The organism is Candidatus Tumulicola sp. (genome assembly GCA_035601835.1).
Classification (GTDB): Bacteria; Vulcanimicrobiota; Vulcanimicrobiia; order Eremiobacterales; family Eremiobacteraceae; genus DATNNM01.
This window is the reverse complement of record DATNNM010000018.1, coordinates 229,771-244,510: the sequence shown is the minus strand read 5'-3', so window position 1 is coordinate 244,510 and position 14,740 is coordinate 229,771. Positions and strand designations below refer to the sequence as shown.

Genomic DNA, 14,740 nt, shown 5'->3' with positions numbered 1-14,740 from the left:
GATCGTGCGCGGCACGACGACCCGCCAGATCGTCGCCATGCTGCGCCGGGCCGGCGCCACGGAGGTCCACGTCCGAATCACCTGCCCTCCCATGCGGCACCCATGTTTCCTCGGTGTGGATACTGCCACGTACGACGAGCTCATCGCCGCCAATATGGGTGTCCCGGAAATACGCAAGGTTATAGGGGCGGACTCGCTAGGCTACCTCAGCGAGGAGGGGCTGGTAGCGTCCACGGCCCGGGACCGCAAAGATTTTTGCATGGGTTGCTTCACCGGGCATTATCCGGCAGGAATCCACGAGGAATTGACAGGGCGCGTCCGAGAATTGGAGGGGGCCCAAAGATAATGCCTCGGGCCCCGCGCGCTTTTAGCGACAGCGCGCGGTCCCGAAGCTGAACCCCCACCGAACTGACCTCGCGCTTGGTAGTCCCACGGGGGCCACAGAGACCCCCGGTCCGGCAAGGGAACGCTTTACAGTTCCGCCCTTGCGAGCTTCGCTTTTGGCGGAACCAACACTAACGCGATACTTTAGCCGCGACGAACGGGATCTTGGGCGTGTTGTCAGTCGGGCTCATCATACCAGGCGGCGTCGGAATCGATGACGCGCCGGAGCATCCCGACAGACATGCGACCATCACTCCCGCAGCGACGAGATAGAGGAAACGTCCCCCCATTTCCTGACCTCCATTTGACACGCGGCGCTAGCCGCTAAGGACAGCATAAGGCAACTGGGCGTGGCACTCACTAGGGAAATCCACAGTCGTAAGGCAGCCGCTCGGGTCCCAGCAGGCCCGTTAATCGGCCGGAACGACGTGTTGCAAGCGCTATGCTCCAGCAGCAGGCCAGCCATGCTCTTGCTTGGCGAACCCGGGGTCGGAAAGACCCGGTTGCTGTCCGAAAGCCGCTCACTCTTGTCCCGCACGCGGTCCGTCTTCTATTCTGGGTGCGTTCTCGGTGCAGGGCATCTCGCCGCAGACACGCTTATCTCGCTCGTCCGCGGTATGCACCGCAGCGGGCGGGTGAAAGCGACCTCCTTGCGAGCGCTGGTCGAGTCAGGCGAAGCCGACAGACTCTGGCACCTGCGCAGCGCGCTGGAAGAGGCGGCGGGGGAGTGGGGCTTCGTGCTCCAGGTGGACGATCTCCACTGGGCCGATGCCGAAACGCTCACAACACTGCGGTACTGCATCGATAGGCTCCAGGACCTGCCGATTTTGTGGCATCTTGCAGGAAGACCGGGAACCGCGCTCTTCGACGAGTTCGCCGCCACCCTGGCCCGCAGCGACCTGGCCAGCGTGACCCGCCTCCGGGGCCTGGACCGGGAGAACCTGCGCACCCTGGTCGCTGCCCTCGCGCCCAAGCTGCCCCTGGACGAAACCGCCCTCCAGGCCCTAGATGAGAGAACCGCAGGCAACCCGCTGTACGTGGAGCTGTTGCTGGCCGACGGGCGGTCATCCGACGCCGGCGTTTCACCGGACCTGCGCTGGGCCTTGAACGAGCGCCTCCGGGCTCTGTCTCTTGACGCCGCTGACATAGCCGGATGGCTTGCCACCCACGGCCAACCGCTGACCCCGTCGCTTCTGGGCCGCCTTGCCAACTTCACGCAAGGCCGGACCATGGCGGCGCTCTTGGAACTCGTGGATTACGGCATCCTGACGCGGCAGGAAGACAGCTATCAATTCCGCCACGCGCTGCTGCGCGAAGCGTGCTATTCGGTGCTGGATGACAAGGCTCGCGCGCGCCGCCACAGTAAACTCGCGTCGATCACGACCGACGATCGCCAGCGCGCGGCTCACCTCGCCGGCGCCGGGCGCCACGAAGCCGCCGCGATCCAATACAACCAATTGGGTTGGGCAAGCCTCGATCGCGCCGCGCCTTCGGAGGCGCTGGGCGCATTCAAACGCGCGCTGGAACTTGCGCACCCAGTTTCCGACACCGCGACCGAAGCCCACGCCGGCATCGCGGCAGCGCTGCGCGCCACCGGCCGCAAGGTCGAAGCGCAAGCGGCCATGGCGGCATTCGAAGCAGCAAGCGGCGGCGCGCCGCCGCGCTTGCGCGTGGTGGCCCAACTGCGCTATGCGGAAGCTGCTTGGGAAAGCACGCGCGATCACGTGACCGCGCAACCGCTGCTCGTCGAAGCGCTCGAGGCCGCGCCGACGGTCGCCCCCGAATTCTTGCCGCGCATCTTGCGCCTCTTGGGATCCATCTTCGAGCGTTTGGGCGACCTGGAGCAGGCGCGCGACGCGCTCGAGCGCGGCATCGTCGCGCTGAACGGGCGGGGCGATCGGCGCGAGGCGGTCAGACTCAACTGCGTTTACGGCCACGTCGTGGCCCGGCTCGGAGAACCCGCCAAAGGCGTCGCCATCGTCGAGGAAGCGGTTCGAGCCGGCGCGGCGGCCGATCTCGCGCAAGACGTGGCCGGCGGCTGCGCGATTCTTTGCTATCTCAACGATCTCGCCGGCGACATCACCGAGTTCGAACGCTGGTGCCGGTACGGCATCGACTTCCAGGGCAACAAGTCGAATGCGGTCCGTTCGCTGCTGATGAGCAACTTGGCCAGCGTGATGACCGACCAGGGCCGTTTGCGCGAGGCCTTGGGCTTGAGCATCAGCGCCGGCAACTCGGTGCGCGAAACGAACCGAGCATTCTATGGACGCGCGCTCGGCCAGCAAACCGCGTTATTGGCGATGCTCGGCGACTTCGAAGCCGCCGAAGCGACGCTGACGCAACTCCGCGCGCTCGATCTGTGCCCTGCCGAGAATCGCGCCGCGGCATACATCGCAGGCTTCGTGGATGAGCTGCTCGGGCGGATGGAGTCAGCGCTCGCGTTCTACAAGGTCGCGCTCAACGGCGGCTCGGCGCAGGCTCACGCAGAGGCCCACGAATTGCGTGCCCAGGCCGGCATCGCCCGCATCGCCTACGGCTTGGGTCGTCGCAGCGAAGCGGCAGCCGCACGCGAGGCGCTCGCCCAACGCTGCGCCGGCGGGTCCTCCGTCGCAACCGCGCTGCTTCAGGAAGTGGACGGTTTCCGCGCGCTCTTGGATGGTGACGTCGACACGGCTCGCAGCCTCTTGCTGGGCGTGGCGGAAAAGGGCCAGATGGCCTACTGGCGCGGGTATCTGCAGCTGGCGGTCGCCGACGCCTGCAAGGATCGCGCGCTGTTCGGCAAGGTGGTCGAAGCGTTCGACTTGATGGGAGCCAAACACGAAGGCGACCGCGCCCGAGCGCTCGCCCGCGCGCATCGCTTCCGCCCTGGTCGTTGGCAGCAGCACAAGGGTCTCTTAAGTCAGCGCGAGCACGCCATCGCGCTGCTCATCGCGAACGGCAAGACCAACGCCGAGATCGCCGAGCTGCTGCACATCGTGCCGCGAACGGTCGAGTTCCACATCGGCAACATTCTTTCGAAGTGCAGTCTGCGCTCTCGCATCGACATCGCGTTGGCCGTCGCCGCCGGCCGCCCGCTGGAGCCCGCGCAAACCGCGTGATTTCCGGGGCTAAAGCCCCGGCACTACATTAGTTTTGGCCGCGCTGCTGCGGATTGAAGCGCATCAAATAGATTCCGATCGAAGGCGTGTAGTTCAGCGTCGGCGGCCGCGCGCCGTCTAATCCAAGCGCCTTGATCTCGTCGCTCGTCGCGGCCGAGACGTGGCCGCAATACAGCACCGCAGGCAGGCGCGAGATGTCCTCGACTTGCAGCTCCGCGTAGTAGCCCTTCGCGAGCACGTGCGGCGTCACGGTCCAGCCGGCCGGCGCCTGCGCGGGCGGTTTGGCCGGATCGTAGTTCGCGAAATAAGCGTTCAGCGCGCCCAACAAGGGTTCAGCCGCCTGGCGCAACTCTGCCGTGCAACCAGGTGCGGTGATCGACGCAAATGGAGCGCTCGGTATTGCGGTTGGCAGGCGGAACAAGCGGAACTGCTCCTGGCCGGGTTGTTGCGGCTGACGCACGAGATAGAATCCTTGCGCCGGCGCGTACACAAGCGGGAAGCGGCTGAACGCGCTTACCGGCGGCACGTAGAGATTCTGCGCTTGCGCGTCCGCCGCGCTGCCGATGTGCACCTGCGCGCAGGACATGATGCCGCGAATGGTCTGGAACTTGGTCGCCGTGAAGATGAGCGCGTATGCGTCGTCGGTTCGATGGTACGTCACGTTCATGCCCGTGATGGCGGGCGCGTCGGCAGGCGGCGCCTGCGGATAACCGCTCGGGCCCTTGGCAGCGTCAACCGCCGCTACATACGATTTGATCTGATCGAGCAGCGCTGTGGCAGTGGGAACGGTGTCGCCGGTGCACGTCGGTTTCTTGTCGAGCGCGAACGGCTCGGCGGGCGGCGTTTTGCTCAAGGCAGGAAGCGAGGCGAAGAAGCCCTGGCGGTTCGGACCCGGCGCCGCGCCTACGGACGCCAACAGCGACGCGTTCTGACCCGCCGGCAGATTGCCGAATTTCACGCTGTACGTGAACGAGTATTGGCGCGGCGCAAGCGGTCTCGCCACGGTGGGCAGCGGCGGCCCTCCGAGCGTCGGCAGCGGCACTGCGTTGGCCGGCGTCGCGAACACGCCGCCGAATTTGTTGAGCAAGTTCGTCCCGGCGATGGTCAGCGTGCCGTGCGTGAATTGGATGGCCACGCCGGCGTCGGTGGTCACATACCCAGGCAGATTCTGCGAGTTGTTCGATGAGACGTACTGCGCATCGGCGAGCCACTCGATCGACGACCGCGGCGGTTTGAAGTCCAGCGTCATGCCCGCGCGGTGCAGCGGCACGCCGGGCAGCTGTGCGCCCGGAATGGTGATGGAGAACGGGTCAAGCAGCCGGGGGTCGTTCGAGAGTTCCTTGACGACCTGCACGTTGTAGTAGGGCTCGATCACGAGGCTTTGCCCGGCGCGAAAACCGCCGGTGAGCTGGATGCCTTCGTAGACGCGGCGCGTGCCCGCGATCGGCACGTTCAGGTAGAGGTTGTTCGGACCGAACCCAGCCGGCGTCGCGCAGCCAGCCGGCGATTGGAAGATGAGTTGCGCGTTGTTGATGTAATTCGGCGGAAAGTATCCCGGCGGCAAGACCGAGCCGTTGACGAGCGTGTTGAGCAGCACGTCGTTTTGAAGCTGATGGTACAGGGTAGCGGTCACTTGGCCGGCGCGCATCTTATGCTGCCAGCTCATGCGCGCGGACACCGAACTCTGCGCGCCGGGTTCGTCTCCAGGGCCGCTGCCGTAGCCCGCGTCCGCGTTGCAGTCGAAGCGAAGTGAAGCCGGGTCGGTCAACGTCTGGACGCGCGACGGGAACGCGCCGGATCCGCCCAGATCGAAGGTGCCGGACAGCGTGTCGAAATCGTTCGGATTCCATGCCGCATTCACGCCGCCGATGAACGACGCGGACGTCTGCGAAGAATAGCTCAGGCCGAGGCGCGATCCCAGGGTCAGCTTGGGGCTGGACTTGATCTTGTCGGAGAACGTGAGCGTGCTGAAATCGGACAAGCCGTTGGCGTTTGCGAAAAAGCTCGGCGAGCCCGCGAGCGGTGTGACCGTGACGTGCGTGTCGCTCGTGGTGGCTTGTATGGAGTACGTGTGGCGTTCGCGCGAAGGCAAGTTGGCTGTGATGCTGGCACCGCGGGTCTGGTTCACGGTGCGCGTGCCGAACGGGGACGGCACGCCGGCCACGAGGCGGTCGAGCAAATCACGATCGAAGGTCGATTGCGTGCCGAACAGCGTGAACTGCAAACCGACCAAGCCGGCCAGCGCGGTATCCGAAAGACTGGCGAATGAAAAATGGCGGAAGCTGGTGTTGCCGGGGCCGTAGCCGCACGGCACGGGGCCCGTGAAGCGGGTGCACAGCAAGTCATCATAGTTATTGGAAGAGACAAGTGTGCCGGTGAGAGTCTGGGCGCTGCCGAGCCGCGCGCGCAGTTTGAGCAGGTTGCCGCCGCTCTCGCTGGCTCCCAAATGCGTGTAATCGAGCCCGCTCGTGTCGAGGAACATCTGCTGGTCGAGCGGGCTGTCGCTGCCGCGGACCGAGTGCGTGAACGCGATGCCCAGCCCGCCGGCCGTGCCCTGTTCTGAAAAGATGGTCGCGGCCTTGCCGTACGACCCGACCGACGTCGAGAGTTTGCCCTGCCACGTCAGGGTCGGCTCTACCGAACGAAAGCCCACGCCGCCGCCCAACGCGCCTGCGCTCGCGCCGAAGTTCACCGACGCGCTGCTGAACAGGTCCGTGTTGATCTGGCGCAAATCGCCGGCCACTCCCGGAGCATTGAGCGGCACGCCATCGAGGGTCAGCGCCGTCTGCGTCGGATCGTGCCCCTCGAGCGAGACGGTCACCGTCGCGTCGCTGGAGCCGTTGGGGTCGGTGGAAAGACTCACGCCTGATAATTTGTTCAGCGCATCGGCGAGCGTGTCGGAGAGCTTGCGGGTCGCGCTCGAATCGGAGATGCTGCTCGAGCTGATGGTGACCGTCGACCTGACGGTGACCGTGCCGAGCGACTTCAACTGCGACTTGGCCAGTGCGATATCGACCGCGATGATTTGAGCGCCGAGCACTTCGAACTGGGCCGAGGTGACCGGATCGTAGCCGGACTTCGCCACGCGCGCGCGATAGATGCCCACCGGTACGTCCACGAATGAGACTTTGCCGTCCGGGCCCGACAACTCGCTCGTGAGGACCGGTCCATCGAGCAGCACGCGCGCCAAACTGATCGGCGCTTTTGACGTCGCATCCGTCACGGTGATGGTGATTTGGCCGGTCTCGTCGGCGCTTGCGGGCAGCGCGGCGAACGCCACAGCCGTCGCCAACGCGGCAGCGCCGATCGCCCCTGCGAAGAAACGTCTCACAACCATGGGCAAGGAGCTTTGTTGGCTCCTATGAATTTCGGCCCTGCTTATCCCAGGTTATTCTCAGAAAAGTCTAAAGTTCGCGCTAACGCGGCGCGCGCGAGCGACGCGCCCGAACGCGCCCGCTCGACTTGCCATTGCCGCCTTTATGCGCCGCCTCCGCGCTTGAGGTCGCGAGGAAGCGCCGTTGTGCCGCTTCATCGGCGTGGCCGTGCGGCGCGCGCGTAGCCATGAGTTCAGCAAGCCGAACCATTGGTCGCAGCGCGACGCCGGTAGGACCTTTGACGATATGCCCGCCGTCTTTTTCGGCCCACGAAGTGCCGGCGATGTCGAGGTGGACCCACGGCACGTCCTCGACGAACTCTTTGAGGAACATGGCGCCGAAGATGGTGCCCGCAGGGCGCCCGCCGCTGTTCTTCATGTCGGCAATGGGACTTTTGATCAGCTCGGCATACTCCGGGAACAAGGGCAGCTCCCAATAGCGTTCGCCGTACGGCGCAGTGGCTTGGTGGAACAGATCGACCAATGCGCGGTCGTTGCTCATGACGCCGGTCGTGGTGTGGCCGAACGCGACGACCGCAGCGCCCGTGAGCGTGGCGATGTCCAGCAAGTGGGTTGCGCCGAGTTTGCGCGCCCAACACAGCCCGTCTGCCAGGACGAGGCGGCCCTCCGCATCGGTGTTGATGATCTCGATGGATTTTCCGTTCATAGCGCGCACGATGTCGCCCGGCTTGGTGGCCTTGCCCGAGGGCATGTTCTCGGTCGCGCACACGATGCCGATGACGTTCACCTTGGGCTTGAGCTGCCCGATCGCCGCCATCGCGCCGATGACGGTCGCGCCGCCGGCCATGTCGCCTTTCATCGCGTCCATGTCCTGCGCCGGCTTGAGCGAGATGCCGCCGGTGTCAAAGGTGATGCCCTTGCCGACCAGCCCCAAGGTGGTCTTGGTGCTTTTGTCGCCGCGGTACTCGATCGCGATCATCTTCGGCGGCTCCTCGCTGCCGGCGCTCACCGACAGAAAAGAACCCATGCCCATGCGCTTCATCTCAGCGCGATCGAGCACGGTGACCTTCAGGCCGTGTTGCTTGCCGAACGCCTTCGCACGTTCCGCGAGATGCGAGGGCGTCATGTCGTTGGAAGGAAGATTGACCATCTCGCGCACCGCGTTGACCGCCTCGCCGAGCGCCAACCCGCGCGCGATACCGGCTTTGAGACTGCGCGCATTGGCCGCCGGTGCGATGAGGATCACCGACTTGACCTCCGCACCGCGCGACTCGTTGTTGCTGCGATAGGGCGCGGGATCGAACGTCGCCATCAAGGCGCCTTCGGCGAAAAGCTCGCCGGCTTCGGCGGGGTCGAGAGCGACCGACTCGGGAAGCACGCACGCCACGCTTGTCAGCCCGCGCCGCGAAGCAGCCCGCACCGCCAGACCCGCGAAGCGCTGGATCCCAGCAGCCGAAAAATGCGCTTTGGACCCAAGCCCGATGAGCGCGACGCGCTTCGCGCGCAGCTTCGTCGAGGGTATCACATGGAGCTCGTCCTCGCGGCGCTTGAGTTCGCCATTGCGGTACAGCTCTCTGATGATGCCGCCCATTGACCGGTCGACGGAAACGACGGCATCTTCGGGCTCCGGGTCGGCGAAAATGGGAAGAGCGAGCATTTCAGCCGCAACACGTTGCGGCTTCTCATGAGAAACCTGGATCTTCATTAGTAAGATGAATCCCTATAGGCGGCAGCGCAGGTCTTGGGTAGGCGCCTTATTTTGTCCGGAGCAGGCTCTGGGCCTGCAAGAACGGGCCGCTCGGTCCGTAGCAACGGACCTTTAGGTCCGTTCCCCGAACGAGGCTCTGGAATCGGAGGATCGTCGTAGGCATTGTCTGACGCGTACGCGGGGGCTGGAGTCTCGATCGACGCCGGCAATGAAGCCGTCACCCGCTACCGGTCGCTGCTCGAGCGGAATCGGGATCCCAGGATACTCGAAGGCATCGGCGGATTCGGCGGCGCGTTTGAGTTTCGCGGCTACCGCGACCCGGTGCTGGTCGCGAGCACCGACGGCGTCGGCACAAAAGTTCTCGTCGCCGCCGAACTGCGCCGCTTCGACGGCGTGGGCCGCGATCTCGTGCAGCATTGCATCAACGACATCTTGTGCGCGAACGCGCAGCCGTTGTTCTTTCTCGACTACCTGGCGGTGGGCAAGCTCGACCCGGACATGGCCGAGGCCGTGGTCAGCGGCATCGCAGCCGCGTGCTCGGAGAACGGAGTAGCGCTCTTAGGCGGCGAGACCGCCGAGATGCCGGGCGTGTATACGCCGTCGCATTTCGACCTTGCGGGCACGATCGTCGGCGCTGTCGAGCGCGATGCGATGATCGACGTCAGCCGCGTGGTCGCCGGCGACGCGATCGTCGGCTTGCCCGCCAACGGTTTTCATACCAACGGCTACTCGCTAGTGCGGCGGGCGATCGCGCGTGAACGCTGGGATTCGCCGCTTGGCAAGAAGCCGCGGACGATCGCCGATGCGTTGCTCGCCGTGCACCCGAGCTATTTGCCGCACGTGCGTGCGGTGCAGGCAGTCGGCGTGAGCATAAAGGCCATGGCGCACATCACCGGCGGCGGTCTGCTTGACAACGTGCCGCGCGTGCTTCTCGAAGGTCTTGCTGCGCGCTTCGTGCCTGCGCGCTGGCCGATTCCAGAGATAGAACGGTTCGTCGTCGCTGAGGCGCGCCTGGAGCGCGACGACGCGTACCGGACGTTCAACATGGGTATCGGTTTTTGCATGATCGTCTCCGCGGGCGATGCGCAAAAAGCGGTACGCGCCGCCGACGCCGCGCTGCGTGAGAAGCCCATACCGGATCTTGAGGATGCGCGGGCATTCATCGCAGGCGAGATCGAACCACGCCATGCCGGCGGGCCAAGCGTGGTCCTCGCGTGAATCCGGTCCGCGAAGCGGTTCCTACCGCGGTTTTGGTCTCGGGAAACGGCACGAACCTGCAAAGCGTCATCGAGGATGTGCGGGCAGGCATCGTGCCGCTCGAGCTGCGGCTTGTGGTTTCGAACAACCCGCAAGCCTTCGCCATAGAGCGCGCGCGCCGCGCCGGCATCGCGGTCGAGCTCATGCCATTCGATCGCAGCGCGCAAACGCGCTCCGGCTATGCGCGAGCGCTCGCAGATCTTTTGAAAGCCCGCGGTATCCGCTTGGTGCTGCTCTTGGGCTGGATGCACGTGCTTGCAAGTGAGTTCCTCGACGCCGGCTTCGACGGCGTGCTGAACCTGCACCCCGCGTATTTGCCGGACGATCCATCGGATGACACGGTGACGCTGCCCGACGGCACGCGCAGTCCGGTCTTCCGCGGCGCGCACGCGCTGCGCGACGCGCTTGCCGCAAAGCTGCCGATGACCGGAGCCACGCTGATGCAGATCACCGCTGCAGTGGATCGGGGCCCGGTGGTCGCGCGCAGGGCCTGCCCCTTGAATGCTCACGACGACGAGGCGGCCGCGCTCGAGCGCTTGCACGCAGTCGAGCGCGAAGTGGTCCGCGAGGGCGTCCAGGCTTGGCTGGCTCAGCATCCTGAATGTAGCGTTCCGAGCGAAGCTCGGAAAAACTCGTGACCCAGATCCGGCGCACCAAGATCGTGGCGACCGTCGGCCCGGCGTGCCGCGCTCCCGGCATGTTAGACAAACTCATCGCTGCGGGCGTCGATGTCTTTCGGGTGAACATGTCGCACGCGAGCGTCGAGGATCTCGAGCACTGGCTGCGCGCGGCACGCGAAGCATCGTCGCGGGCGGGCAGGTCCGTCGGCGTCCTCGCCGATCTCCAAGGCCCCAGGCTCCGAACGGGTCCGCTCGTCGATCACGCGCCGGTCTTGCTGCAAAACGGCTCGACGTTTGAGATCACGACCGAACCCGTGCAGGGAACCTCGGCGCGCGTCTCCACCGCCTATGCCGCCCTCCCGAAAGACGTCAAGCCCGGCGATCGCATCTTGCTGTCGGACGGCTCCATCGAACTCAGCGTCCGAAAGACGACCCCCACGAGCGTGGTCTGCGACGTCGTCCACGGAGGCTGGCTGCGCGAGCACGCCGGCATGAACTTGCCGGGCGTGGCCGTTTCGTCGCCGAGCCTCACCGATAAGGATCGCGCCGATCTCGCGCATGCCGTGCGGCTCCAAGTCGATTTCATCGCCCTGTCGTTCGTGCGCTCGGAGCAGGACGTCGCCGATGCGAAGGCAGCGATCGCCGCGGCCGGTGGAGACGTTCCGGTCGTCGCCAAGATCGAAAAGCCTGAAGCGATCGAGCATCTCGACGCCATCCTCAGGGCGACGGACGTGGTGATGGTCGCGCGCGGCGACCTCGGCGTGGAGATGCCTCCCGAAAAAGTTCCGACGCTGCAGAAGTTGATCATCCGGCAAGCCGCCGCGCATCTGGTACCGGTCATCACGGCGACGCAGATGCTCGAGTCCATGGTGCACTCGCCGAGGCCGACGCGCGCAGAAGCCTCCGACGTCGCCAACGCGATCATGGACGGCACGGATGCCACCATGCTGTCCGAGGAGACGGCCGCCGGCGAGTTCCCGGTCGAGGCCGTCGCCACGATGGTGCGCATCGCGCTCGAAGCCGAAGCCCACTCGCCGCTCTACGCGCTGCGCAGTCCGCGCGTGAGCAACGACTCGCATGCGATCTCGCACGCCGCGTGCACGATCGCCGAGAGCATCGACGTGCGGGCGATCGCCGCGTTCACGCGCTCGGGTTTCTCCGCGCGCATCGTCAGCAAGGATCGCCCCTGCGTGCCTATCTACGCGTTCGTGCCGGATGAAGCGGTGGCGCGCAGGTTGGCGCTCGACCACGGCGTGCAGACGTGCATCATGGACTTCGCGCGCACGACCGACGAATTGCTCGCGGCCGTGGAAGCAGAGCTGCTCGAACGCAAAGCGGTCGATCCGGGCGAAGCCGTCGTCGTGGTCGGGGGCACGCCGATGGGCGTGCGTGGCCGCACCAATTTCTTGAAGATCATCCGCGCCGGCGCAGCTTGATCAGCCGCGCCAGTGGCTGCTGATCAGCAAAACCGCATACAGGGCATACGTCAAGAGCACGATCAGCAGCACGATGCCGCAGCCCACAAGCCAGGAGCGGAACTCGCGTCCTAACTCCTTGCGCTCGCCGCGGTCGTACTCCCCGGAGGGGCGCTTACCAAGCAAAATTGGGATCCGCTTGAAGCGCCGCAGGTGCGACCCGCGCAGCCTCGCCGCGATAGAAGGCGGCGGCCGCGATCATCGCGGCATTATCCGTGCAGTATTGAAGCGCAGGTACCAGCACCCGCAGGCCGCGCGCCTCGCCCCGCTTGCGCAGTTCCGCGCGCAGGCTTGAGTTCGCCGATACGCCGCCCGCCAAGGCGATCGTCTCCACTGCCAGCGTTTCGGCGGCATGCAGCGTCTTCGCGCACAGCACGTCCACGACCGCCGCTTGAAAGCTGGCCGCGATATCGGCGCGCCGTTCGAGGGCGTCCAAAGGATGCGCGTTGAGATGATAGCGCACCGCCGTCTTCAAGCCTGAGAAGCTGAAGTTGAACGTGCCGTCGTGTATAAGGCTGCGCGGGAACGCGAATGCCTTCGGGTCGCCGCTCGCGGCGAGCGCGTCCAGCGCCGGACCGCCGGGGAATCCGAGCCCGAGCAGGCGCGCGACTTTGTCGAAAGCCTCGCCCGCGGCGTCATCGAGCGTTCGGCCGATGCGCCGGTGCCGGTCGGGTCTGTCGACTGCGATCAAATCGGTGTGCCCGCCGGAGACGATGAGGCACACAAACGGCGCGTCGGGCGGCCGGCGCGCAGGGTCTTCCGGGTCTTCCAAGTAGTTGGCGAAGAGGTGGCCGTGCAAGTGGTTGACCGCGTACGCCGGCAGCCCGCGGGCATAGGCGATGCCCTGTGCGGCCGCGACGCCCACCACCAAGCTGCCGGCCAGGCCGGGCCCGCAGGTCACCGCAACGCCGTCAAGGTCGCCGAAACCGCGCTTAGCTTTGCGCAGCGCCAGTTCGATCACCGCGCCAAGCGATTCCGCATGCCGCCTGCTGGCGATCTCCGGCACCACGCCGCCATACTCGCTGTGGAATTCGTCCTGCGAGGCGAGCACGCTGCTCTCCACCACGCGTCCGTCCACGACGACCGCCGCCGCGGTGTCATCGCACGATGTTTCAATCCCCAATAGCCGCATGCTTTAAGTCTTGGCCGCGACCTCGGCGCTGAGTCTGGCCACGAATGAGTCCACCTTCATGGATTCCTGTTCGCCGCTGCGCGCGCGCACGTTGACTTCGCCGGCCGCGACCTCGCTCTTGCCCGTGACGAGCATGTAGGGCACCTTGCGCAGCTGCTGATTGCGGATCTTTTTTTGCAGCCGCTCGTTCGAGCCGTCGACTTCGACGCGGAAGCCCGCCTCGCTCAGCTTCGCCGCGACGCTCTGCGCATACGGGATCTGATCCTCAGATATCGGCAGCACGACCGCTTGCACGGGCGCGAGCCACACGGGAAAGGCTCCCGCGAAATGCTCGATGAGGACGCCGAAGAAGCGCTCGAGCGAGCCGAGCAAAGCGCGGTGGATCATCACCGGACGTTGCTCCGTGCCATCAGAGGCGATGTAGGTCAGTTTGAAGCGCTCGGGGAGGTTGAAATCGACTTGCACGGTCGAGAGCTGCCACTCGCGGCCGATCGCGTCGCGCACGGTGACGTCGAGCTTCGGCCCGTAAAACGCGCCGCCGCCTTCGTCTATCTGATAGTGCAGACCCGCGTGATCGCAGGCCGCCCTGATGGCAGAAGTGGCGCGCTCCCATAACGCCGGATCGCCAAGCGCCTTTTCGGGTCGCGTGGAGACATACATCTTGTAGTCCGTGAATTGAAACGCTTTGAGCACGGTGAGGGCCGCATTGACCGTGTTCTCGAACTCAGCCTGCAGTTGCTCCGGCGTGCAGAAGAGATGCGCATCGTCCATCGTGATGCCGCGGACGCGCACGAGACCGAGCAGCGTGCCCGACCGCTCGTAACGGTAGACCGTGCCGAACTCCGCCAAGCGCAACGGGAGATCACGGTACGAGCGCTGCCGCGACTTGTAGATCAGGATGTGGCCGGGGCAGTTCATCGGCTTGACGCGATACCGTTCTTTTTCCACTTCGATCGGCCCGAACATGTTCTCGGAATACGTCTCGAGGTGGCCGCTCGTCGCGAACAGATCTTCGTGCGAGATGTGCGGCGTGTACACCGGCTCGTAGCCCCGCTTGCGCAGCTCCCCGCGGATGAAGTCTTCCATGACGGCGCGCACGCGGCCGCCGGCAGGATGCCAGAAGATCAGGCCCGGACCCGCCTCCTCCTCGATGGAGAACAGATCGAGTTCGCGTCCCAAACGGCGATGATCGCGTTTTTCTGCTTCCTCTAACTGGTGGAGATAGGCGTCCAACTCCGCCTGCGTGGGAAATGCGGTGCCATAGATGCGCTGCAGCATCGGATTCTTCTCGTCGCCGCGCCAATATGCGCCGGCGATGGATAGCAGTTTGACGGCGCCGACATCGCGGCTATGCTCCACATGGCCGCCGCGGCACAAGTCGGTGAACGTGCCGATCTTGTACATCGTCAGCGGCTCACTCGCGGGGATGCCGGCCAGGATGTCGAGCTTGAACGGCTGCTTGCGCTCCTTGTAGTATGCTTCGGCTTCAGCGCGGCCGATGGGCTTGCCGTGCATCTCGAGGTTCTGTCCGATGAGCTCCCGCATGCGAGCTTCGAGGCCCGGCAGATCTTCCGCCACAAACGGCGTGTCCTTGAGAAAATCGTAATAGAACCCGTTCTCGATCGCTGGACCGATCGCGAGCTTGACCTCGCTCCCGAACGTGTCGACGACCGCGTGTGCGAGCAGATGCGCCGCCGTGTGCCGGAGGCGCTCCAATTTCTCATCTGTCATA

The 14,740-nt window shown here is 65.3% G+C and carries 10 protein-coding genes; 4 read left to right on the top strand and 6 right to left on the bottom strand.

The genetic code is table 11. The features are described 5' to 3' along the window. Window positions 1–515: 515 nt before the first annotated feature. Complete coding sequence (locus tag VN934_12715) at window positions 516–674, bottom strand: hypothetical protein (protein HXM19651.1); 159 nt, start codon at window positions 672–674, stop codon at window positions 516–518. Window positions 675–734: 60 nt separating this feature from the next. Here VN934_12715 and VN934_12710 point away from each other — a divergent pair, with 60 nt between their 5' ends. Beyond that, the gene (locus VN934_12710) at window positions 735–3,482 is read left to right on the top strand and encodes a LuxR C-terminal-related transcriptional regulator (protein HXM19650.1); all 2,748 of its coding nucleotides are present in this window, start codon (window positions 735–737) and stop codon (window positions 3,480–3,482) included. A gap of 28 nt (window positions 3,483–3,510) precedes the next feature. On the opposite strand, the gene VN934_12705 is transcribed toward VN934_12710, so the two are convergent. Further along, entirely contained in the window at window positions 3,511–6,813 is a 3,303-nt protein-coding gene (locus tag VN934_12705; GenBank protein ID HXM19649.1) for a TonB-dependent receptor, read from the bottom strand. 85 nt (window positions 6,814–6,898) lie between these two features. Next, window positions 6,899–8,521, bottom strand: coding sequence for a leucyl aminopeptidase (locus tag VN934_12700; protein ID HXM19648.1), 1,623 nt, complete (start codon window positions 8,519–8,521; stop codon window positions 6,899–6,901). Window positions 8,522–8,686: 165 nt separating this feature from the next. Here VN934_12700 and purM point away from each other — a divergent pair, with 165 nt between their 5' ends. From purM to pyk, 3 genes are read left to right on the top strand one after another with little or no spacing between them, the layout of a single operon-like run. Then, entirely contained in the window at window positions 8,687–9,742 is a 1,056-nt protein-coding gene (gene purM, locus VN934_12695; protein HXM19647.1) for a phosphoribosylformylglycinamidine cyclo-ligase, read from the top strand. After that, entirely contained in the window at window positions 9,739–10,419 is a 681-nt protein-coding gene (locus tag VN934_12690) for a formyltransferase family protein (protein ID HXM19646.1), read from the top strand. The genes purM and VN934_12690 overlap by 4 nt, the downstream gene beginning before the upstream one ends. Further along, on the top strand, window positions 10,416–11,837 hold the full coding sequence (pyk, locus tag VN934_12685) for a pyruvate kinase (protein ID HXM19645.1): 1,422 nt from the start codon (window positions 10,416–10,418) through the stop codon (window positions 11,835–11,837). The genes VN934_12690 and pyk overlap by 4 nt, the downstream gene beginning before the upstream one ends. Here the strand turns inward: pyk and VN934_12680 are convergent, their stop codons facing one another. From VN934_12680 to thrS, 3 genes are read right to left on the bottom strand one after another with little or no spacing between them, the layout of a single operon-like run. Then, window positions 11,838–12,002 carry a hypothetical protein gene (locus VN934_12680; GenBank protein ID HXM19644.1) on the bottom strand — a complete coding sequence of 55 codons (165 nt, stop codon included), beginning with the start codon at window positions 12,000–12,002 and terminating at the stop codon, window positions 11,838–11,840. Beyond that, a complete protein-coding gene (gene tsaD, locus VN934_12675; protein HXM19643.1) occupies window positions 11,992–13,008 on the bottom strand; it encodes a tRNA (adenosine(37)-N6)-threonylcarbamoyltransferase complex transferase subunit TsaD in 1,017 nt (338 codons plus the stop codon). The genes VN934_12680 and tsaD overlap by 11 nt, the downstream gene beginning before the upstream one ends. Window positions 13,009–13,011: 3 nt before the next feature. Further along, window positions 13,012–14,739 carry a threonine--tRNA ligase gene (thrS, locus tag VN934_12670; protein HXM19642.1) on the bottom strand — a complete coding sequence of 576 codons (1,728 nt, stop codon included), beginning with the start codon at window positions 14,737–14,739 and terminating at the stop codon, window positions 13,012–13,014. Window position 14,740 lies beyond the last annotated feature (1 nt).